A 21,083-nucleotide genomic window follows, 5' to 3' on the forward strand; every position below is an offset into this window, starting at 1 on the left:
CACTCACCTTCCATGCGCAACAGGCCGAGCGTCTTCGGGCGGTTGTCCGAAGACGGTCGAATCCCGTGGTGTGAAGTGGTCGTTCGTCAGCGTGGCCCGGCGCATCCGATCGAGTCGAAACCAACGCACGGCGTCGCGCTGGCGACACCAGCCGATGAGAAACCACTGCCCACGGTCCTGCGCCAGAATGTGCGGCTCAACTGCCCGCACCGTCTCCGAACCTTCCCCATCGACGTAGTGCAACGACACGACGCGACTCTGTTCGAGACCCTGCTCTACCGCCTGCCGGTTCCTGCGCGAATCCGTCAGAGCCCCGCCGTCGCCGCGAATCCACACGCGACCACCGAGTTCGGCGACCTTGCGACGACTCTCCTCGTCCATCACGTCGAGTAGTTTCGCCAGAGCTGCTCGTCCATCCGGCGCAAACGGAGCGTCGCCGGCTGCCGTCAACGCCAACGCGATCGAAACCGCTTGCGGAACAGTGAAATTCACCGGCGGTAGAGTGGCACGACCTACGAGTCGGTATCCACCCCCGGGACCTGAGCGCGCCTCGATCGCCGCACCCGCCATCATCAGCGTCTCGATATCCCTCTTGATCGTCCGGGTGGTGACACCGAATTCCTCGGACAATCGGGAGCACGTAGTCCCTCGATCGCCCTGTCGCCGAAGTTCCTCGACGAGAGCATGCAATCTCGCAGCTCGATTCACACTCAAGAGTGTCTCAGATTCCGATACCAAACGGTGACATAAACAGTGACACTCTGTTGTCACCAACCCGACTGCACTGTGAACACATGAAAACTCACATCGTTCTTGTTCCCGGATTCTGGCTCGGTTCATGGGCTTGGGATGCAGTTCTCCCCCACCTCGAGCGTCCCGATACCCGCGTGACCAGCCTGACACTGCCCGGGCTCGACGCCGTAGACACAGATCGATCAGCGGTCACCTTCGACGCCCACGTCCGTGCAGTCGTCGACGCCGTATCGGCCTCCGACGAGCGCACGGTCTTGGTCGTACACAGCGGCGCCGGCCCGGTGGGATACGCGGTCACCGATCGCATCCCGGATCGCGTCGCTCGGATCGTCTACGCCGACTCGGGCCCCATGCCCGACGGCGCGGCGCTGCGACCGGATCTGGCTGCTGATGTCGTCGAGATACCGCTCCCGACGTGGGCGGAACTCGAAGCAGACGGCAGCAGCCTCGAGGGACTCGACGAGAAAGCTCTCGCGGCGTTCCGCGCCAATGCGGTCCCCGAACCGGCCGGGCCCGCGCGTGAGCCGATCGTCCTGACGAACGAAAAGCGCTACCAGGTGCCGTCGACCGTAGTTTGCAGCACGTTCCCCTCCGCAGTGATCGCCGAGATGGCCGACGGGGGTCATCCGATGGCCGCCGAATTGGCGAAACTCCCCGTGACGTATGTCGACCTCCCGACCGGCCATTGGCCGATGTGGTCGCGCCCCGAAGAGCTCGCCCAGGTGATCCTCGAGGCCACCGCTTCCTGACCGAGAGAGCAGTGATGCCGGGTCGATTCCGACCCGGCATCACTGCCCGACTTCCACGTGCTCACGCACTACTAGCGCACAGAAGCGGCTTTCTTCCGTGGTGCCGCCTTTTTCGCTGCAACTGCCTTCGTCGCACGTTTCTTGGTAATCGGCTTCGCCTTGGCCGGAGCGTGCTGCGCAGTGAGGACCTCACTGAGGAACTTGCCCGTGTAGCTCTCGGGGATCGCGGCAACGTCTTCCGGAGTACCTTGCGCCACAACGGTTCCGCCGCCGGATCCACCTTCGGGTCCCATGTCGACGACCCAGTCCGATGTCTTGATCACGTCGAGGTTGTGCTCGATCACGATCACGCTGTTGCCTTTGTCGACCAGACCGTTGATCACGATCAGGAGCTTGCGGATGTCCTCGAAATGCAGACCCGTGGTGGGCTCGTCGAGGATGTACACGGTGCGACCGGTCGACCGCTTCTGCAATTCGGCGGCCAGCTTGACGCGCTGCGCCTCACCACCGGACAGGGTCGGAGCCGGCTGACCCAGTCGGACGTAGCCCAGTCCGACGTCGACCAGAGTCTTGAGGTACCGGTGAATAGAGGTGACCGGCTGGAAGAACTCGGCAGCTTCCTCGATCGGCATGTCGAGAACCTCGGCGATCGACTTGCCCTTGTAGTGAACCTCGAGCGTTTCGCGGTTGTACCGAGCGCCGTGGCACACCTCGCAGGGCACATACACGTCCGGCAGGAAGTTCATCTCGATCTTCAGCGTTCCGTCGCCGGAGCACGCCTCGCAGCGTCCACCCTTGACGTTGAACGAGAATCGGCCGGGCTGGTAACCGCGGACTTTCGCTTCGGTGGTGGCCGCGAACAGGGTGCGGATCTTGTCGAACACACCGGTGTACGTGGCCGCATTCGATCGTGGAGTCCGGCCGATCGGAGACTGATCGACCTGCACGAGCTTGTCCAGCTGATCGAGACCGTTGATTCGTGTGTGACGCCCGGGCACCTGGCGTGCACCGTTGAGTTTGTTTGCCATGACGGTCGCGAGAATGTCGTTGACCAACGTCGACTTGCCCGAACCGGAGACACCGGTGACCGCAGTGAGCACACCCAGCGGGAAACTCACGTCGATGCCGTCGAGATTGTGCTCGCGAGCGCCGACGACCGTGACCTGGCGTTTGCGGTCCACCGGGCGGCGAATGGCCGGGACCTCGATGAAGTTACGACCGGACAGGTAGGCGCCGGTCAGGGATTCTTCGCACGTCAGCAGTTCTTCGTACGGTCCGCTGTGGACGACCTTGCCGCCGTGCTCGCCGGCGTACGGTCCGATGTCGACCACCCAGTCCGATGTCCGGATCGTGTCTTCGTCATGCTCGACGACGATCAGCGTGTTGCCGAGGTCACGCAGGCGCGTCAGGGTTTCGATGAGTCGCCGGTTGTCACGCTGGTGCAGGCCGATGGACGGCTCGTCGAGTACGTACAACACGCCGACGAGTCCGGAGCCGATCTGCGTTGCCAAGCGGATTCGCTGGGCCTCGCCACCGGACAACGTGCCCGCGGCACGCGAGAGGGAAAGGTATTCCAGGCCGACGTCGAGCAGGAAACCGAGTCGTGCCTGAACTTCCTTGAGGACCTGACCAGCGATGGCCTCCTCGCGTGAGCCGAGAGTGAGGCTGTTCAGGAAGTCCGCGCAATCGGAGATCGACAGTTCGCAGACCTCGGCGATGGACTTACTGCCGAAGTCTCCCGCCGCGATTGTTACCGACAAGATTTCCGGGCGCAGGCGCGCCCCACCACACGCCGGGCACGGAGTGTCGCGCATGTACCCGTCGTAGCGTTCCTTCATCTGATCGGATTCGGTCTGCTCGAGGCGGCGATGCAGGAAAGGCATCACACCTTCGAACTCCGCGTAGTAAGAACGGGTACGGCCGTACCGATTCTTGTACCGGACGTGCACCTGCTCCTCACTGCCTTCGAGGATCGCTTTGCGGGCCTTCGCCGGCAACTTGTTCCACGGCGTCTTCATGTCGAAACCGAGGATGTCGCCGAGGCCGGACAGCAGGCGTCCGAAGTACTCGGAACTCTGGCCCATCGACCACGGTGCGATTGCTCCGTCTTCGAGGCTCAGATCAGGGTCCGGGACCACCAGATCCGGGTCGACCTCCTTGCGAATACCGAGGCCGGTGCATTCCGGGCAGGCGCCGTAGGGCGAGTTGAAGGAGAACGAGCGCGGTTCGAGATCGTCGATCGCGAGTGCGTGGCCATTCGGGCAGGCCAGCTTCTCGGAGAAACGACGCTCACGATCAGGTGCATTTTCTTCACGGTCGACGAAGTCGAGGACCACGATGCCTTCGGCCAATCGTAGTGCGGTCTCGACCGAGTCGGTCAGGCGCTGCTTCGAGCTCGCCTTGACCTGCAATCGGTCGACCACTACTTCGATGTCGTGCTTTTCCTGCTTCTTGAGCTTCGGCGGATCGGCCAGCGAATGGACGACGCCGTCGACGCGCACGCGCGAGTAGCCCTGGGTGTTGAGCTGATCGAAGAGATCGACGAACTCGCCCTTACGAGTACGGACCACCGGTGCGAGGACCTGGAACTTGATGCCCTCTTCCATCTCGAGCACCTGGTCGACGATCTGCTGCGGCGTCTGACGTGCGATCTTCTCACCACACACCGGGCAGTGTGCTGAACCTGCGCGGGCGTAGAGGAGTCGGAGGTAGTCGTACACCTCGGTGATGGTGCCCACCGTCGAACGGGGGTTGCGGTTGGTCGACTTCTGGTCGATGGACACCGCCGGCGACAATCCCTCGATGAAATCGACATCCGGCTTGTCCATCTGACCGAGGAACTGACGCGCGTACGCCGAGAGTGACTCGACGTAACGGCGCTGCCCTTCGGCGAAGATCGTGTCGAACGCGAGGCTGGACTTGCCGGAGCCGGACAACCCGGTGAAGACGATCAGGCTGTCTCGCGGGAGGTCGAGATCGACTCCTCGCAGATTGTGCTCACGCGCACCCCGCACGATCAGGCGATCCGCCACACCAATTCCCTTCATTGTCAATCATCTGGGGCCGTCACCCCGGAGAAGGCTCGAGTGGCCTCGCAACCGCGAGTCCTCGAGCGATCGTCATCGTAGGCCGAGCCACCGACACGTTTGTCTCACCGAGCGAGCCCATCGCTCTACCTGCCCCTATTCGAAGGTAGCCTGCGATTCATGACGAATCAGCCCATCGTGATCGACGACTCCTACACCGGACAGGTCTCCCCCAATTCTGCCCCTCAGCGGCGCACAGTCGACGGTGCCGTCATCACGAAGATGTCGGTCGGCCCCATGGACAACAACACGTACCTCGTCGTCTGTTCCACGACCGGGAAATCTCTCCTGATCGATGCGGCCAACGAGGCCGAGAAGATCATTGCGCTCATCGAACAGGAAGCACCTGTTTTCGACTCCATCGTCACCACCCACCAGCACGGCGATCACTGGTTGGCCTTGCAGGACGTCCACGCCGCCACGAAGGTGCCCACCGCCGCGCACCCCCTCGACGCCGAGGTCCTGCCCGTCACCCCGGACATTCTCCTCGAAGACGGCGACAAGGTGACCGTTGGCAACCTGAGCCTCGACGTCATTCACCTGTCCGGACACACTCCCGGATCCATTGCACTGGCTCTCACCGAACCGAGCGGCCAGGTTCACCTCTTCACCGGTGACTCACTCTTCCCCGGAGGTGTCGGCAAGACCGCCGACCCCGAGAAGTTCACTTCCCTGCTCGACGACGTGGAAAACAAGCTGTTCGGACGGTACGACGACGCCACCGTCGTCTACCCGGGCCATGGCAAGGACACGACACTCGGCGCCGAGCGCCCGCACTTGGCGGAGTGGCGCGAACGCGGTTGGTGACGTTCCAACGTGCGCTCCCACGGATGCCCGAAGGTTCCGTGGCCGTTCGGCGCGGGCCGGGGCGCGTCACCCGCCAGCTCCTTGTGGCAAACCACGAACACGCCGTATGCGGATACGCGGTAACGGATACTTCAGTACGGTGTGTCGGGATCCGTGGCGAAGTCATCGACCCAGTACAGCGGGCGTTGGCAGTCATTGATCGGTCAACCGCGAGAGGCGCCGCGGCTTCGATGAAACGGACCAATTCCTTGTGAGATCGCTAGGGTGGAAAGCGAACCTACATCGGGAGGCTTGAAACATGCTGGTACGTCGAATTGCTCGTCCACTGCTTTCCACGATCTTCATCGCCGGGGGAATCGATGCTTTGCGCAACCCTGCTCAGCGAGCAGCCAAAGCGTCACCGCTGATCGACAAATCCGTCGAGACGCTGCCAGGAGCAGTGACGCAGAAGGTGCCTGCTGATCCGGAAACACTCGTCAAGATCAACGCCGCTGTCCAGATCGGCGGCGGTGCCTTGCTGGCCACCGGCAAGGCGCCGCGGCTCGCGTCGTTGGTGCTCGCGGGAAGTCTGGTACCGACCACGCTTGCCGGTCACGACTTCTGGAACGAGACCGATCCGTCGCTGCGCGCGATGCAGCGCACCAACTTCATCAAGAACGTCAGCTTGCTCGGCGGACTGATGATCGCCTCCGTCGACACCGAGGGCAAGCCGTCGCTCGGCTGGCGTGGCCGCCGCGCCGCGAAGAAGGCCCAGGCGTCTATCGCCGCGGCACTTCCGTTGGTCGCATCGCAGACCGATCACACCAGCGATCGCGTCGAGCATGCTTTGTCGGTGGCGTCCGAACGCGGTTCCGAACTTGCCGAAACGGCCAAGTCGCACGGCACGGATTGGCTCGAACTCGCCAAGGAGCGCAGCTCCGAGTTCGCAGAGATCGCGAGCAAGCGTGCCGCGGAATTCGGAGAGGTCGCCAAGGAACGCGGCCCGGACATCCTCGAAGTCGCGCAGAAGCGCGGCTCCGAACTGGCCGAGACCGCTCGCGAGCGCAGCGCCGAACTGGCAGAGCTGGCGAGCAAGCGCAGCTCCGAGTTCGCCGAACTCGCGCTCGAAAAGAGCAACGAGTGGGCCGAAACCGCGTCGGAACAGACCGAGGTGCTGGGTAAGCGTGCCCGAAAGCGCGCCGAGAAGGCGCTCGAAAAAGCTCGCGCCAAGAAGGACGAATTGACGCACTGAGTGCTTCGAAAAACACGGTCAGGCCACCTTCGGGTGGCCTGACCTGTATCTATGCGGCAGTTCATCTGGGGGAACTAGACTGTCTTGGCGCTTTTGCAGCGCGTGAATTTCTCATCAAGCCTAGGAGATCCTTTGCCCGACGCGGACCCGTCACTGACCGAGCAAGAGCTCGAGCAGCAGTACGTGACGATGTTGTACTCCCGTCTCGACGATCTTCGAAAGTATGCCCAAACTCGCTTGAGCACGGTCCTCCTCGAGACCGGCGGCACCCCGCAAGCACGCAGTGAACGCGAATCCTTCAACGCCATGTACACCGAGGATCTCGCCAAGTACGACGCAGCCGAAAACGGAATGTGCTTCGGTCGCATCGACTTCGACGACGAGCGACGCTACGTCGGCCGTCTCGGAATCCTGGACACCGACAACGACTACGAAACGCTGCTCCTCGACTGGCGTGCCCCGATGGCGCGCCCGTTCTATCTGTCGACGCCCGCGGCGCCTGACGGTGTGAAGCGGCGACGCCATATCCGCAGTCGGAGCCGCACGGTCACCGGCATCAACGACGAATATCTGGACCTCGACGCGGCCCGCGCCGCGGGCGTGGTCACCGAAGCCGGTGGCGTCGCCGGTGAGAGCGCACTCCTGGATGCTCTGAACGCAGCGCGTACGGGCCAGATGAACGACATCGTCGAGACCATCCAGAGTGAGCAGGATGCCATCATCCGCTCCGAGCACAAAAGCGTTCTGGTGGTCCAAGGCGGTCCGGGTACCGGCAAAACCGCAGTCGCCCTTCACCGTGCCGCATTCTTGCTCTACACCTACCGCCAGCAACTGGCCAAGGCCGGTGTTCTCATCATCGGGCCCAACGCGACGTTCCTCGACTACATCAGCCAGGTCCTTCCTTCACTCGGTGAGACCGGAGTTCTGCTCTCGACGATCGGGGACCTGTACCCCGGAGTGCGTGCAACTCGTACGGATTCCCTCGCCGCCGGTGAGATCAAGGGTTCCCTCGCGATCCTCGACGTCCTCAAGAATGCCGTCCGGGATCGGCAGGAAGTTCCGTCGAAGCCGATCACCCTTCGATTCGACACGTACGACTTGAAGCTCGATCGCAAGACCGTCACGAAGGCGCGCGGTCGTGCTCGGTCGTCGCGTCGCCCACACAACCTGGCGCGCCCGATCTTCGTAGCAGCAGTCATCGAGGCGTTGGCACTGCAGATGGCCGAACTCATCGGTGGAAACCTCGTCGACGGCGGGTCACTCCTCAGTCGGGACGACATCGCCGACATTCGCGACGAGATGCGTGAGGACCCGGACATCATGTCCGCCATCGCAAAGCTGTGGCCCGAATTGTCGCCTCAGCAAATCCTCGCCGAACTGTGGACGTCTCCGGCCAGGTTGGCCAAGGCAGCGCCGCAACTCGACGACGCCCAACGCGACGAGCTTCTGCAGAGCGTCGGACCAGGCTTCAGTGCGGCCGATGCTCCCCTGCTCGACGAACTGGCCGAGATTCTCGGCGTCGACGACGCCGCCGAACGCGAACGCGCACAACGTGAATGGCGCGCGCAGATCGCCGACGCCCAGGGCGCTCTCGACATCCTCACCGGCTCTGCACCCCAGGATCTCGAGGACGAGATGGATCCCGAGATCTTGATGGCGTACGACTTGATCGACGCCAGCCAACTCGCCCAGCGCCACGATCAAGGCCAGCGCCAGACCACGGCAGAACGCGCTGCCGGCGACCGGACATGGACCTACGGTCACGTGATCGTCGACGAAGCCCAAGAGCTCTCCGAAATGGCGTGGCGAATGCTGATGCGGCGCATACCTAATCGCTGGATGACGTTGGTGGGCGATACAGCCCAGACCGGAGATCCCGCGGGAACCTCGTCCTGGCAGAAGATCCTCGAGCCTTACGTCGCCAAGCGCTGGAAGCTCACCGAACTGACCGTCAACTACCGAACTCCCTCGGAGATCATGGATGTCGCTCACCGTGTGCTCGAAGAGATCGACCCGGAGCAATCCGTGCCCCGGTCGGTACGCGACAGCGGATTTGCGCCGTGGGCGCTCAAGACCACTGCCGAAGAATTGGAATCGACCGTGCGCCGTTGCATCGAGTCCGAGTCGCATCCCGGTATTACCGCAGTGATCGCCGGTTCCGAGGTCGTTGCCGACCTGGCGGGTCTTGCGAGTGAGACTGTAAGCGTCCTGTCGGTCAAGGACGTCAAGGGACTCGAGTTCGACACCGTGTTGATCGTCGAACCCGCCGACATTCTCGACGAGTCACCACGCGGAATGAACGACCTCTACGTCGCGTTGACCCGAGCTACCCAGAGGCTCGGCATCATTCACGTCGAGTCGCTCCCCGCGGTTCTCGACGGCGTCGAGGCAGCAGAGTTGGCCTTCGATTCGTGAGCCGCACGGAGTAGGTTCGTGCGTGACACCACGAATGGCGGTGTCACCCCAATTTGTGTCGACTACTGAAGGAATGACCCCTCGTGCTTGGCCTGCCCGCAAGTTCCGCCGCACCCATCCGCAAGATCGCTCGCGTGGTGATCGGTGTCGGGATGCTCGCGGCGGTGACAGCCGGCTGTTCGGAGGATGACTCGAGTTCGACGGCTGCTGCCAGCAGCGACGACATCGCTGCTGTTGCTGCAGCACCGACCGAAAAACCGGTAGACGAGGCCGAACGCCTGCGGGCGGCGCTCGCGTCTACCGGGGTGAAGCCCGCCTTTTCCGACGACATGTTGCAGGCGCTCGGTGACGGCGTCTGCCAGCAGCTCGCGGCCGGCACGGATCGAGAGATGATCATCGCGAATCTGCGGACGGTATCGCTGAACGGAGCAAGCGAACCGATGGTCACCACCGGAAACGGCTCGGCCGCATCGACAACACTGCCCAGCGCCGATCAGCTGGCTGAAGTGTTCGTCGATGCGGCCGAGGCCGACTACTGCCGGTAGGTCAGCGAACGGTGTGCACGATCAGAACATCGGATGTCGCCTTGCGCGCCGCATCGGAAGGCACCGAACCGAGTAGACGCCCGGTCAACGTGTTCAATCCGCGATTTCCGACGACCAGCAAGTCGCCCTTCACCTCGTCGAGCAAAGCGAGAAGCGATTCGACAGGGGCGCCGACGACGGCGCGCTCGACGACATCCTTTGCCCCCTGGGCGTGTGCGCGCTCACGGGCCGTCCGAAGGATCTCGTACGTCGGAGCGGAACCGGTGACCTGATAGGCCTCGTTTCCCAATGCGTCAGCAGCAGCGCTCACGTCCTTGGGGTCGGCCGGGTAGTACGCACACGCGATGACAAGCTGAGCGTCCGAGCCACTGGCAATGGCGGCAGCTCTGTCGACTGCCTTCAGTGACGACTCGGAGCCATCGGTTCCTACGACAACGGTCCGGTAGGCACTCATTCATTCCTCCATGGTTACGGGACGGACGGTACGGCCGGCACCGAGCGCAACGATGTTGCACCCGCTCGACAACCGCTGCGCTGACATTAGCGGGATTGTGCCGCGGATAGTGTTATTTGCAGTACACGCCACAAGCCCACAGTGAATGTGATTCTTCGTCACAGACACATTAGTCCGGTGGTGACCACTCAGCGAAGTTTGCCGAAGCGGGGCCCGAACAGCGCCGCCGGAAAAACTTCCTGCTCGACCAAGGCGGCACGCCACGGCGTTGCCAATTCCAGCAACCGCTTGGCACCCTCCTCACCCAGCGCATCCCACGGAGCCAGAGCGAGGTCGTCCGTCAGATCTTCGACGACGTCACGCAAGTCCTGCCCGTCCTCAGTCAACGCACCGGAGGAACGATCCAGTAGTTCGCGATCCTTCAAACTCTCGACGGCCTCGTCCCACTGTTCCTGCGACCATCCGCGGCGAGTCTGCGCGAACTTACGCTGAAACCCGATACCCGTCGCGGTGTGCGTGATCAACGCGTCCAGGCCGTTCAATCCCGCGGTCTGAAGGGCCGCAATGTGTCCGTCACCGCGATACTCACGCAGCAGTGTCAGCGCGTGCCAGAAACGCAGATGCGGTTCAGCCGGCCAGTCGAGCGACGCCCAACCCGCGTACAGGGGGCGGCCATCCACTCCAGGAATGTTCTGGGCAGCGATCGACACGAGTTCGGCAGCCTCGGCCATGTCCGCCGATCCTGTCACGTCTGCACCGAACAGGCGGACGTACGCCGCGTCGATTGCCCGATACCGCGCGGCGACAACCTCTGTGGGCCTTGCCAATTCCCAGGCACGCGGGATGACACTGGCAATCAATTCAGGATTGAAGTTGAAAAAAGTAGCCGTGACGACAGTCGCGGGTGGAGCGCCGAGCGGCGCTGATCGCCCTGCGAAGTACACCATCCGGCCGGGCTCCAACCCGACGCCGACAAGTTCCTTTTCCGTCTCCGGGACGAAGTACGCCAAGGAATGGAGAAGTTCGAGAGTCCGCGCGGTCTTGCCTGCAGTCTGTGCATCCATACCTGAAACCGTAGCGGTCGAGAGCACGAACGCACGCGAGGCGACCTACTTGAGACCCGCGGCGTCCATCCCTCGGAGCTCCTTCTTCAAATCCGAGATTTCGTCTCGCAATCGCCCAGCCAACTCGAACTGAAGGTCGCGTGCAGCGTTCATCATCTGATCGGTGAGTTCCTTGACCAGATCTGCCAATTCGGCGCGAGGCATCGATTTGGTGTCGCGCCCCTCGTACACACCGGCACTGACCGCACGACCGGCCTCACCCTGCGCACGCCGACCACGCGTCGCGTTGCGACCCGAACCACCGACGTCCACGGACGCAGCAGTGTCTTCTGCCTCCTCGTACACCTGATCGAGAATGTCCGCGATCTTCTTGCGTAGAGGTTGTGGGTCGACGCCCATCTTTTCGTTGTAGGCGACCTGCTTCTCGCGTCGTCGCTCGGTTTCCTCGATGGCCTGCGCCATGGACGCGGTGATCTTGTCCGCATACATGTGCACTTGACCGGACACATTTCGAGCCGCTCGACCGATCGTCTGAATGAGACTGGTGGAGCTACGCAGGAAGCCTTCCTTGTCGGCATCGAGAATCGCGACCAACGACACCTCGGGAAGGTCGAGTCCCTCACGAAGGAGGTTGATGCCGACCAGCACGTCGTACTCCCCCAGGCGAAGCTGTCGAAGCAACTCGACTCGTCGGAGCGTATCGATATCCGAGTGCAGGTAGCGGACGCGAATACCGAGTTCGAGAAGGTAATCGGTCAGATCTTCCGACATCTTCTTGGTCAACGTCGTGACCAGCACACGCTCGTCGCGTTCCGCTCGCTCACGGATTTCGTGAACGAGATCGTCGATCTGTCCCTTGGTCGGTTTGACGATGACCTCGGGATCGATCAATCCGGTCGGGCGAATCACCTGCTCGACGAACTCACCGCCTGACTGGCCGAGCTCGTACTTACCGGGTGTCGCCGACAAGTAGACGGTCTGACCGATCCGCTGACTGAATTCTTCCCAGGTCAAAGGGCGGTTGTCAGTTGCCGACGGCAACCGGAATCCGAACTCGACCAGGTTGCGCTTGCGCGACATATCGCCCTCGTACATGGCGCCGATCTGCGGAACGGTCACATGTGACTCGTCGATGACCAGAAGGAAATCTTCGGGGAAATAGTCGATCAGAGTTGCGGGGGCGGTTCCAGGGCCACGGCCGTCGATGTGCCGCGAGTAGTTCTCGATGCCGGAGCAGAATCCGACCTGTTTGATCATCTCGAGGTCGTACTGCGTTCGCATGCGCAGACGCTGCGCTTCGAGGAGCTTGCCCTTGCCTTCGAGTTCGGCGAGTCGCTCTTCGAGTTCCGCCTCGATGTCCTTGGCCGCACGCTCCATGCGTTCAGGGCCGGCGACGTAGTGCGTCGCCGGGAAGATGCGGACCGTATCGACCTGGCGAACGATGTCCCCGGTCAATGGATGGAGGTAGTACAGCGCCTCGATCTCGTCGCCGAAGAATTCGATGCGAACTGCCAACTCTTCGTACGACGGAATGATCTCGACCGTGTCGCCGCGCACGCGGAACGAACCTCGTGTGAACGCCATGTCGTTGCGGTTGTACTGGACATCGACGAGCAGGCGCAGGAACGCATCGCGTGGTACCTCGACACCGACGTCGAGCTGAATCGAGCGATCGAGATACGACTGCGGAGTACCGAGGCCGTAAATGCACGAGACCGAGGCCACCACGACCACATCCCGTCGTGACAGAAGGCTGGACGTTGCCGAGTGACGGAGCCGCTCGACATCGTCGTTGATGGACGAATCCTTCTCGATGTAAGTGTCCGTCTGGGCGATGTACGCCTCGGGTTGGTAATAGTCGTAGTACGAGACGAAGTACTCGACCGCATTGTTGGGGAGCATTTCCCGCAACTCGTTCGCGAGCTGAGCCGCCAAGGTCTTGTTCGGGGCCATCACCAGAGCCGGGCGTTGCAGCTTCTCGATCAACCACGCAGTCGTGGCCGACTTACCGGTACCGGTCGCACCAAGGAGGACAACGTCCTTCTCCCCCTCGTTGATCCGTTTTTCCAGTTCGGCGATGGCCGCCGGCTGATCGCCGGCCGGTTCGTACGGGCTGACGACCTCGAAGCGCGCGTCTGAGCGCTCGATGTCACCAACCGGCCGAAACTCGGAATGCGCGACCACGGGATGTTCGGAAGCAAACGCCATGAAACCAGGGTAAGCGCACCCACCGACACAATGCCTGCTCGTCCGCGTTCAGCCGAAAACGCAGTTCGGCGGTAGGTTCATCGATCATGAGCGAGGAACGTCCCCACATTCACCGACCGAAGGTCGAAACCTTCGACATCGCAGCTCGCACCAACGTCGATCCCAAGGGTTTCGTTCGCCCGGTCGAGCACTACCGCGAGAAACCGTGGGGGCTGTACATGGCGCGCCACGCCGACCATCCCCAGTTTCACTACCTGGAGTCCTGGATCATCCCCGAACTCGGAATTCGAGCATCGATACTCCACTTCACACCCGAGCACGTCCGTGACTGGGACTTCTACGTCGACATCGGCGAATTCACCCGCGGCGAGCATGTGTGGACCTCAGAGGACCATTACCTCGACCTGGTCGTGCAGACCGGACGCAGCATCGAATTACTCGACGTCGACGAACTTCTCGAGGCGAACACCGCCGGGATTCTCGACCCGAAGACCTCGGAACGCGCAATGTTGAATGCCGCGCGGGCAATCGACGGCATCGCCGCCCACGGTCACCACCTCGACGCCTGGCTGGGCGCGTTGGGAATGCCGGTCACATGGCGCTGAGTGGTCAGAGCGACCAGCCTGATTTCTCGGCCCACTCCCACGCCCGGTGGAAGGCGGCGTCGAACCACGGGGTCTTGACTCCCAGGTAGGCGTCGATCGCCGAGGCGTAGTCGTCGATGCCTGCGGCACTCTCGGCTGCCTTGACCTTGAGTTCGGCGTACTCGGCACGCGCCGACGGATCGGCGCGAAGCCAGTCGCGGAAGAGGATCGCGAACTGCTGACCGGGCCAACCGTCCACCCGAATATGGATGTTCGCGCGACGCCCTGGATCGGCACTGCCGTGAATCCGCTTTGCCCACACCGCCGGATCGGTCTCGCCGCCGAGGTACGACGGTTTCGGGTCGTCGGCGACGATGTGCTCGATCCGGGGGAACCCGGCAGCGGCCAGATCTTCCGCGAGGTCGTCGGCAACACCGAGGTGCTCGACGGTGATCTGAATGTCGATCACGTCCTTGGCATCGAGACCCGGCACTGCGGTCGACCCGATGTGATCGATACGGAGCGCGCGGTCACCGGAAGCCAGCGACAACCGGCCGATGATTCGTTCGGCCTGTGCCGGCCACGACGGGTCGGCTGGAGTCAGCTCCGGCAGTGCGCGTACTACCGTGCCCTCGCGGAGGTTCTTCTCGAAAGGTACAAGTCGATTCGCCCACAGATCGCGGACCACGTCGTCGAGTGAACCCGGCTCTCCGCTGTTGTCGAGCCACACGTCGGCAACAGCACGACGCTGATCGTCATTTGCCTGCGCTGCGATTCGCGCACGAGCGTCGGACTCCGGCATGCCGCGCGAGCCCACCAAACGTCGAACTCGTTCCTCCTCGTCGACGTAGACGATGACGACCAGATTGAATGCCGGCGCCATCGAACCCTCGACCAACAGCGGAATGTCTTGAACGAGCACTGCATCGGACGGCGCAGACGAGATCTGCTCCATCGTCCGCGTACCGATCAACGGGTGGAGGATGCCGTTGAGAGTGCCGCGCGAGGTGTCGTCGGCAAACGCCAACGAGGCCAGCGCAGGTCTGTTGAGGCTGCCGTCCTCGGACAGAATCCCGTCGCCGAATGCATCGACCAGAGCGGCAAGGCCAGGAGTGCCGGGCTCGACCACTTCTCGGGCGATCAGGTCGGCATCGACGATGACGGCTCCCAGTTCGCTGAGGATTTTCGACACTGTCGACTTACCGGCTCCGATGCCTCCAGTGAGGCCTACTCTCAACACACTCGACAGTCTCTCATCTCCGCGCCCGAGAGATCGAGACACGCCTACCGATCGAACACGCCGGGGCATTCGAGGCTCAAATACCACAATTTCGGTGACTGTGCGGTTATGTTCTAGCGAACGCACCTGTACCTGCACCTTCTCGAGAAAGTGGACGCCATGCGAGCAGATCGCGACCATCACGGTCAGCACCGCCTCGGAATGCCGAACGGCGTGCACTGCATAGAATTTCCCGAAGTTGCTTTTGCCCTGGCAGAGCACCGTCGTACGTGGTTCACGATGCTCGTGAGCCAAGGCCGACACAGCTTCGCGTCGATGCGTAAGCGCACAGCCGAAGCGACTGCCACCTACTGGGTGCCTGCTCCCGCAAACTGAGTTCTCTTCACGAAGTACAAAAATGACCGGCAACCCTTCGGTGCCGGTCATTTTTGTGTTCACTCACTGAATTCTTTGTGTGCAAGTGACACCTGACAGAGAAAAGAACCCCGCCCCTGCACAGTGCAGGGGCGGGGTTCTTCACAGATCTCGCTTGATCAGATCAAGCGGTAATCCTTATGCGTTGCCCGACAGCTTCTCGCGAAGTGCGGCGAGCTGTGCATCGCTGGCGAGCGATCCGCCAGCGGACTCTGCCGGAGCGGAGCCGGCAGCAGCCGGAGCCTCAGCATCGTCTGCAGCAGCCGTCTCCGAGGAGTAGCCGGCAGCAGCGGTGGCAGCCTCGGCGGCCTCGTCTGCAGCGGTCTTCTCCATCTGAGTGGTGTGCATCTTGTGGCGACGCTCAGCCTCGGCGTAGCGGTTCTCCCACTCTTCACGCTGCTTGTCGAAGCCCTCGAGCCATTCGTTGGTCTCGGGATCGAAGCCCTCGGGGAAGATGTAGTTGCCCTGCTCGTCGTACGAGTCGGCCATGCCGTACTTGGACGGATCGAACTCGGCGTTGTAATCCTCGTTGGCCTGCTTCAGCGACAGCGAGATACGACGACGCTCGAGGTCGATGTCGATGACCTTGACGAGTGCATCGTCGCCGACGCCGACAACCTGGTCCGGAACCTCGACGTGGCGCTCAGCGAGCTCCGAGATGTGAACGAGGCCTTCGATTCCCTCTTCGACGCGCACGAATGCACCGAACGGAACCAGCTTCGTGACCTTGCCGGGCACGATCTGGCCGATGGCGTGCGTGCGGGCGAACTGACGCCACGGGTCTTCCTGCGTTGCCTTGAGCGACAGGGAGACGCGCTCGCGGTCCAGGTCGACGTCGAGAACCTCGACGGTGACCTCGGTGCCGACCTCGACAACCTCGGACGGGTGATCGATGTGCTTCCAAGACAGCTCGGAAACGTGAACCAGACCGTCTACGCCGCCCAGGTCCACGAATGCACCGAAGTTGACGATGGAGGACACGACGCCCTTGCGGACCTGGCCCTTCTGGAGCTGGTGCAGGAATTCGCTGCGAACCTCGGACTGAGTCTGCTCGAGCCATGCACGGCGCGACAGGACCACGTTGTTGCGGTTCTTGTCGAGCTCGATGATCTTGGCCTCGATCTCCTTGCCGACGTACGGCTGGAGGTCGCGGACGCGACGCATTTCGACGAGCGAAGCGGGGAGGAAGCCACGAAGACCGATGTCAAGGATGAGGCCGCCCTTGACGACCTCGATGACGGTGCCCTTGACGGCCTCGTCCTTCTCCTTGAGCTCCTCGATGGTGCCCCAGGCACGCTCGTACTGAGCGCGCTTCTTCGACAGGATCAGTCGACCTTCTTTGTCCTCCTTGGTGAGGACGAGAGCCTCGACCGCATCTCCCACGGAGACGACCTCGTTGGGGTCGACGTCGTGCTTGATGGAGAGCTCACGAGAAGGGATGACGCCTTCGGTCTTGTAACCGATGTCGAGCAGAACCTCGTCGCGGTCGACCTTGACGATGGTTCCTTCGACGATGTCACCATCGTTGAAGTACTTGATCGTGGCATCGATGGCGGCGAGGAAGTCCTCGGCGGAGCCAATGTCGTTAATGGCAACCTGCGGCGAGGTGACGGTTGTGGAGGGCATATGTTGAATTGCTCCGGACGAGTTGTGGTCGGTTGATGGATTTTGTCGGACGAGATGCGCAACTGTGGCGTACAAATGTTGGAAGTACTTTGTGAAGTACTTGATCGAAGTACCCAGCTGCATCAATTACGAACAACCGAATACCGGATCACATTCCACACCGCGGAAGCGCACCGCGAGCTCTCTCGGTCCGACTGATTCCGAGACCTTGGTAAAGATCTCGTATAGACAATCGGTCGGATGACAGACACTCGCGTGAGTAAGACTACGCGTCGGCTATCTTGCCGGGCAAACCCGGGTACCCTGCGCCCGCGTCACCCGTTCTACTGTGTTGTTCATGTCTGACGAGCGCCATGCCGCCGCCAATTCCATTCTCGGTACCAGCGGCGTCGGCCGGGTCCGTGTCGATTCGAGTGCCAGCGACCGCGCCAGCCGTGCGTGGTGGGACGCCGACGCCGACGATTACCACCGAACCCACGGCGAGTTTCTGGGCGTGAACAGCGCCGAAGGTGAATTCGTCTGGTGCCCCGAAGGGCTGCACGAGGGCGATCACCACTTGCTCGGCGACATAGTCGACAAAGACATATTGGAAGTGGGTTGCGGCTCGGCGCCGTGCGCCCGATGGCTCGCCGGACACGGTGCTCGGGCCGTCGGTCTCGACATCTCGATGGGGATGCTCGCCCGCGGGCAGGACGCGATGAATGCCGGCGGACCGGCAGTCCCGTTGATTCAGGCGAGTGCGGAACTCCTGCCGTTCGCCGACGAGAGTTTCGACATCGCCTGCTCGGCGTTCGGTGCTGTGCCGTTCGTGGCCAATTCGCAGCAGGTGATGAACGAAGTCGCCCGGGTTCTGCGTCCCGGCGGATCGTGGGTCTTTGCCGTCAACCATCCGATCCGATGGATCTTCCCCGACGATCCCGGGCCCAAGGGCTTGACCGCGACCCTCCCCTACTTCGACCGCACCCCGTACGTCGAGGTCGACGACAACGGAGTCCCCACCTACGTCGAGCATCACCGCACCATCGGCGACCGGGTTCGGGAGATCGTCGCGGCCGGACTCCAGGTCCGCGACATCATCGAGCCCGAATGGCCGGAGTGGTTGGACCGCGAATGGGGACAGTGGAGTCCCCTGCGCGGCCAACTCTTTCCGGGCACTGCAATTTTCAGCGCCGTCAAACCCTGACGGCTACAGCAGCTTCGACAGGAACGCCTTGGTCCGATCGTGCTGCGGATTGGCCAGGAGTTCCCGCGGCTCGCCTGCCTCGACCACAACTCCCCCGTCCATGAACACCAACTGGTCTGCGACCTCGCGGGCGAAACCCATCTCGTGGGTGACGACCACCATCGTCATGCCTTCTTTGGCCAACTGCTTCATCACGGTGAGAACTTCACCGACGAGTTCGGGGTCGAGCGCGGACGTCGGCTCGTCGAACAGCATGAGCTTCGGGTCCATCGCGAGAGCGCGAGCGATGGCAACTCTTTGCTGCTGACCGCCCGACAACTGGGCCGGGTAGGCGTTGGCTTTGGCGCTCAACCCGACCTGATCGAGGAGATCCTTCGCGCGTTCGACGGCCTTCTTCTTACTGACGCGCTTGACCTGTGTCGGGGCTTCGATGATGTTCTCGAGAGCGGTGCGGTGAGGGAACAGATTGAAGTGCTGAAACACCATCCCGATGTCGCGGCGTTGTTTGGCCGCTGCTCGTGGGTGCAGTTCGTACAGTTTGCCGTTCTTCTCCGAGTAGCCCACCAGGTCGCCGTCGACGTACAGTCGGCCGGCGTTGACCTGCTCGAGGTGATTGATGCAGCGCAAGAACGTCGACTTGCCCGAACCGGACGGTCCGACGAGGCACAGGACCTGGCCGGGATCGATTTCGAGTGAGACCCCTTTGAGAACCTCGAGCGCGCCGAAGTTCTTACAGACTCGGTCTGCCTTCACCATCGGTGTCATCTGCGTTCTCCTCCTGGAATATCCGGGAGTGTCTCCACTACCGTTTCTTTGCCCTGTGCGTCGGCGAGTGCCTGAAGCTGACGAGTGGTGAGCGTCCTCGTCGACCCTTTCGAATAGTGGCGTTCGACGTAGTACTGGCCGACCATGAGAACACTGGTCATTGCGAGGTACCACGTAACCGCGACCATCAAGAGAGGAATCGGCTCGAAATTTGCACCGGATATGTCTCGCGCTCGTCCGTAGAGTTCGGTACTCAGCGGCACGGCGGTCACCAGTGAAGTCGTCTTGAGCAAGCTGATCAACTCGTTGCCGGTTGGTGGGATGATCACCCGCATCGCCTGGGGAAGGACCGTTCGCCGCATCGTCTGACCCCACGTCATTCCCAAGGCCACTGACGCCTCGGTCTGACCTTCGTTGACCGAGGCGATACCTGCACGGACGATTTCGGCCATGTACGCCGCCTCGTTCAACGCGAGTCCAATGACTGCGAAGAGAAACGCCGCCTGGAGATCTTGCATGTCGAAATGCACGAACTGATGGACGAACGGAATACCGAGATCGATGCTCTTGTAGATCGACGGGAAGAGCCCCCAGAAGACAAGCTGGACGTAGACGGGCGTGCCGCGGAAGACCCATAAATACACCCAGGCAGCGGACTTCAACACCGGGTTCGGCGACAGCCGCATTACCGCAAGGACGATGCCCAGAACGATCGCGGCCGCCATCGACAGAATTGTCAGTTGAATGGTGACCCAGGCGGCCTTCGAGATCCGAGCGTCGAAGAGGTACTGGCGGTAAGTCGCCCAGCCGAACTGTTCATTGGTCGCCGAACCGTAGATAAAGAGCCCCACGAGGACTACCACCACGACTGCTGCGACCCATCGGCCCGGTCTGCGCAGTGGGATCGCCTTGATCGGCGCAGGCTCGCCAGTCTCAGTTGTTGTCATGTTCATCAGCTCTCCGCGCCGTTGATCTTGGATACTTCGATGACGCCGGCCTCGACACTCCAGGTCTGCGCGATCTGTTGATAGACGCCGTTGTCGATCAGGTACTGCATTGCCCGCTGCAGGGCAGGGCCGAGCGCGGATCCCTTCACGATCGGCCAGCCGTAAGGCGCCGAATCAAAGGGTTCTCCCGCAGCTTCCATCCGGCCCTTGCTCCGTTTGATCGCATAGCCGGTCACTGGCGAATCAGCGGACAGCGCGTCGACTCGACCGAGAATGAGCGCGTTGGCCGCGTCGTCCTGGCTGTCGTACTTGATCTTCTCGATGGGCGGCTTACCTGCAGCAACGCATGCCTCGCTCTTGGCAGGCACCTCGTCGATGTCCTCGGTGGTCGTGGTCTGCACCGCCACTCGCAGCCCGCATGCGTTGTTCGGATCGACTGGCTTGTCCGGCCGTTGCGCCCACTGGATACCCGCGCTGTAGTACGTGACGAAGTCGACCGTCTTCTCGCGCTCCTTGGAGTCGGTGAACGAGGACATGCCGAGGTCGTAACTTCCAGACTGGATAGCGGGGATGATCTTGTCGAAGTCGGCTTGGTTGAAGACAGCTTCGACCCCGAGCACGGCGGCAACGGCATTCATCAGGTCGACGTCGAAACCGACGATCTTGCCATTCTCGTCTTTGAATTCGTTTGGGGCGTACGGAATGTTGACGCCGACCTGCAGCTTGCCCGAATCCGTGACCTTGGGCGGCAGAAGTGCGGCGATCTCGGGCACCTTCTGGATATCGAGCGGCGGTCCTTCGGGAACGAGACCCTCGTTGTTGGTGACACATCCGCCGCACAGTGCGACGATCAAGCCCACCAACAGGACTCGCACCACGTTGGCGCGCAAACGCCCGCCGCTGCTCGAGCCATAACTCACGCCACGATGCCTTGGTGCCCGTGCGTTTTCATCGACCACGACTCTGCTCTCCACTCGTCGATCGCCGCACTTGCAACGTCCATCCGAAATTC

Annotated in this window: 18 protein-coding genes; 8 read left to right on the top strand and 10 right to left on the bottom strand. The window is 62.1% G+C overall.

The genetic code is table 11. The features are described 5' to 3' along the window. Positions 1-3: 3 nt before the first annotated feature. The gene (locus tag DBV08_RS30065) at positions 4-714 is read right to left on the bottom strand and encodes a YafY family protein (RefSeq protein ID WP_124569800.1); all 711 of its coding nucleotides are present in this window, start codon (positions 712-714) and stop codon (positions 4-6) included. An 80-nt stretch (positions 715-794) separates the two neighbouring features. Here DBV08_RS30065 and DBV08_RS30070 point away from each other — a divergent pair, with 80 nt between their 5' ends. Then, complete coding sequence (locus DBV08_RS30070) at positions 795-1,502, top strand: alpha/beta fold hydrolase (protein ID WP_124569801.1); 708 nt, start codon at positions 795-797, stop codon at positions 1,500-1,502. A 71-nt stretch (positions 1,503-1,573) separates the two neighbouring features. Here the strand turns inward: DBV08_RS30070 and uvrA are convergent, their stop codons facing one another. Next, complete coding sequence (gene uvrA / locus DBV08_RS30075) at positions 1,574-4,534, bottom strand: excinuclease ABC subunit UvrA (RefSeq protein ID WP_185564985.1); 2,961 nt, start codon at positions 4,532-4,534, stop codon at positions 1,574-1,576. 174 nt (positions 4,535-4,708) lie between these two features. Here uvrA and DBV08_RS30080 point away from each other — a divergent pair, with 174 nt between their 5' ends. The 4 genes from DBV08_RS30080 to DBV08_RS30095 all read left to right on the top strand — a co-directional run bounded on the left by DBV08_RS30080 (position 4,709) and on the right by DBV08_RS30095 (position 9,586). Beyond that, positions 4,709-5,395 (top strand): MBL fold metallo-hydrolase, encoded by a 687-nt coding sequence (locus tag DBV08_RS30080; RefSeq protein ID WP_124569803.1) that lies wholly within the window; start codon positions 4,709-4,711, stop codon positions 5,393-5,395. A gap of 298 nt (positions 5,396-5,693) precedes the next feature. After that, on the top strand, positions 5,694-6,626 hold the full coding sequence (locus tag DBV08_RS30085) for a DoxX family protein (RefSeq protein ID WP_095973333.1): 933 nt from the start codon (positions 5,694-5,696) through the stop codon (positions 6,624-6,626). Between the two features lie 132 nt (positions 6,627-6,758). Further along, positions 6,759-9,041 carry an ATP-binding domain-containing protein gene (locus DBV08_RS30090; protein ID WP_124569804.1) on the top strand — a complete coding sequence of 761 codons (2,283 nt, stop codon included), beginning with the start codon at positions 6,759-6,761 and terminating at the stop codon, positions 9,039-9,041. An 83-nt stretch (positions 9,042-9,124) separates the two neighbouring features. Further along, positions 9,125-9,586 carry a DUF732 domain-containing protein gene (locus DBV08_RS30095; protein WP_124569805.1) on the top strand — a complete coding sequence of 154 codons (462 nt, stop codon included), beginning with the start codon at positions 9,125-9,127 and terminating at the stop codon, positions 9,584-9,586. A 1-nt stretch (position 9,587) separates the two neighbouring features. Here the strand turns inward: DBV08_RS30095 and DBV08_RS30100 are convergent, their stop codons facing one another. The 3 genes from DBV08_RS30100 to uvrB form a co-directional block, all read right to left on the bottom strand. Continuing rightward, positions 9,588-10,040, bottom strand: coding sequence for a universal stress protein (locus tag DBV08_RS30100; RefSeq protein ID WP_003944055.1), 453 nt, complete (start codon positions 10,038-10,040; stop codon positions 9,588-9,590). A 188-nt stretch (positions 10,041-10,228) separates the two neighbouring features. Next, a complete protein-coding gene (locus DBV08_RS30105) occupies positions 10,229-11,104 on the bottom strand; it encodes an SCO6745 family protein (protein WP_124569806.1) in 876 nt (291 codons plus the stop codon). A 45-nt stretch (positions 11,105-11,149) separates the two neighbouring features. Continuing rightward, positions 11,150-13,312, bottom strand: coding sequence for an excinuclease ABC subunit UvrB (gene uvrB / locus DBV08_RS30110; protein WP_124569807.1), 2,163 nt, complete (start codon positions 13,310-13,312; stop codon positions 11,150-11,152). An 86-nt stretch (positions 13,313-13,398) separates the two neighbouring features. On the opposite strand from uvrB, the gene DBV08_RS30115 reads away from it, so the two are divergent. Next, positions 13,399-13,917 carry a DUF402 domain-containing protein gene (locus DBV08_RS30115; RefSeq protein ID WP_124569808.1) on the top strand — a complete coding sequence of 173 codons (519 nt, stop codon included), beginning with the start codon at positions 13,399-13,401 and terminating at the stop codon, positions 13,915-13,917. A 4-nt stretch (positions 13,918-13,921) separates the two neighbouring features. Here DBV08_RS30115 and coaE read toward each other — a convergent pair whose 3' ends face one another. Next, a complete protein-coding gene (gene coaE, locus DBV08_RS30120) occupies positions 13,922-15,136 on the bottom strand; it encodes a dephospho-CoA kinase (protein ID WP_124569809.1) in 1,215 nt (404 codons plus the stop codon). Positions 15,137-15,295: 159 nt separating this feature from the next. Between coaE and DBV08_RS30125 the strand changes: the two genes are divergently transcribed. Further along, positions 15,296-15,511 (top strand): hypothetical protein, encoded by a 216-nt coding sequence (locus tag DBV08_RS30125; RefSeq protein ID WP_003944056.1) that lies wholly within the window; start codon positions 15,296-15,298, stop codon positions 15,509-15,511. A gap of 177 nt (positions 15,512-15,688) precedes the next feature. Here DBV08_RS30125 and rpsA read toward each other — a convergent pair whose 3' ends face one another. Further along, on the bottom strand, positions 15,689-17,176 hold the full coding sequence (gene rpsA, locus DBV08_RS30130; protein WP_019748632.1) for a 30S ribosomal protein S1: 1,488 nt from the start codon (positions 17,174-17,176) through the stop codon (positions 15,689-15,691). Positions 17,177-17,513: 337 nt separating this feature from the next. Between rpsA and DBV08_RS30135 the strand changes: the two genes are divergently transcribed. After that, the gene (locus DBV08_RS30135; RefSeq protein WP_124569810.1) at positions 17,514-18,359 is read left to right on the top strand and encodes a class I SAM-dependent methyltransferase; all 846 of its coding nucleotides are present in this window, start codon (positions 17,514-17,516) and stop codon (positions 18,357-18,359) included. Positions 18,360-18,362: 3 nt separating this feature from the next. On the opposite strand, the gene DBV08_RS30140 is transcribed toward DBV08_RS30135, so the two are convergent. Genes DBV08_RS30140 through DBV08_RS30150 form a run of 3 tightly spaced genes read right to left on the bottom strand, consistent with a single transcriptional unit; the run spans position 18,363 to position 20,949 of the window. After that, positions 18,363-19,124, bottom strand: coding sequence for an amino acid ABC transporter ATP-binding protein (locus DBV08_RS30140; protein ID WP_003944053.1), 762 nt, complete (start codon positions 19,122-19,124; stop codon positions 18,363-18,365). Beyond that, positions 19,121-20,077 (bottom strand): amino acid ABC transporter permease, encoded by a 957-nt coding sequence (locus DBV08_RS30145; RefSeq protein ID WP_095973340.1) that lies wholly within the window; start codon positions 20,075-20,077, stop codon positions 19,121-19,123. Before DBV08_RS30145 ends, DBV08_RS30140 begins: the two co-directional genes overlap by 4 nt. Continuing rightward, positions 20,077-20,949 (bottom strand): ABC transporter substrate-binding protein, encoded by an 873-nt coding sequence (locus DBV08_RS30150; protein WP_124569843.1) that lies wholly within the window; start codon positions 20,947-20,949, stop codon positions 20,077-20,079. Before DBV08_RS30150 ends, DBV08_RS30145 begins: the two co-directional genes overlap by 1 nt. Positions 20,950-21,083: the final 134 nt, after the last annotated feature.

This window comes from Rhodococcus sp. KBW08 (genome assembly GCF_003852455.1).
In the GTDB taxonomy this organism is placed as follows: domain Bacteria; phylum Actinomycetota; class Actinomycetes; order Mycobacteriales; family Mycobacteriaceae; genus Rhodococcus_F; species Rhodococcus_F baikonurensis.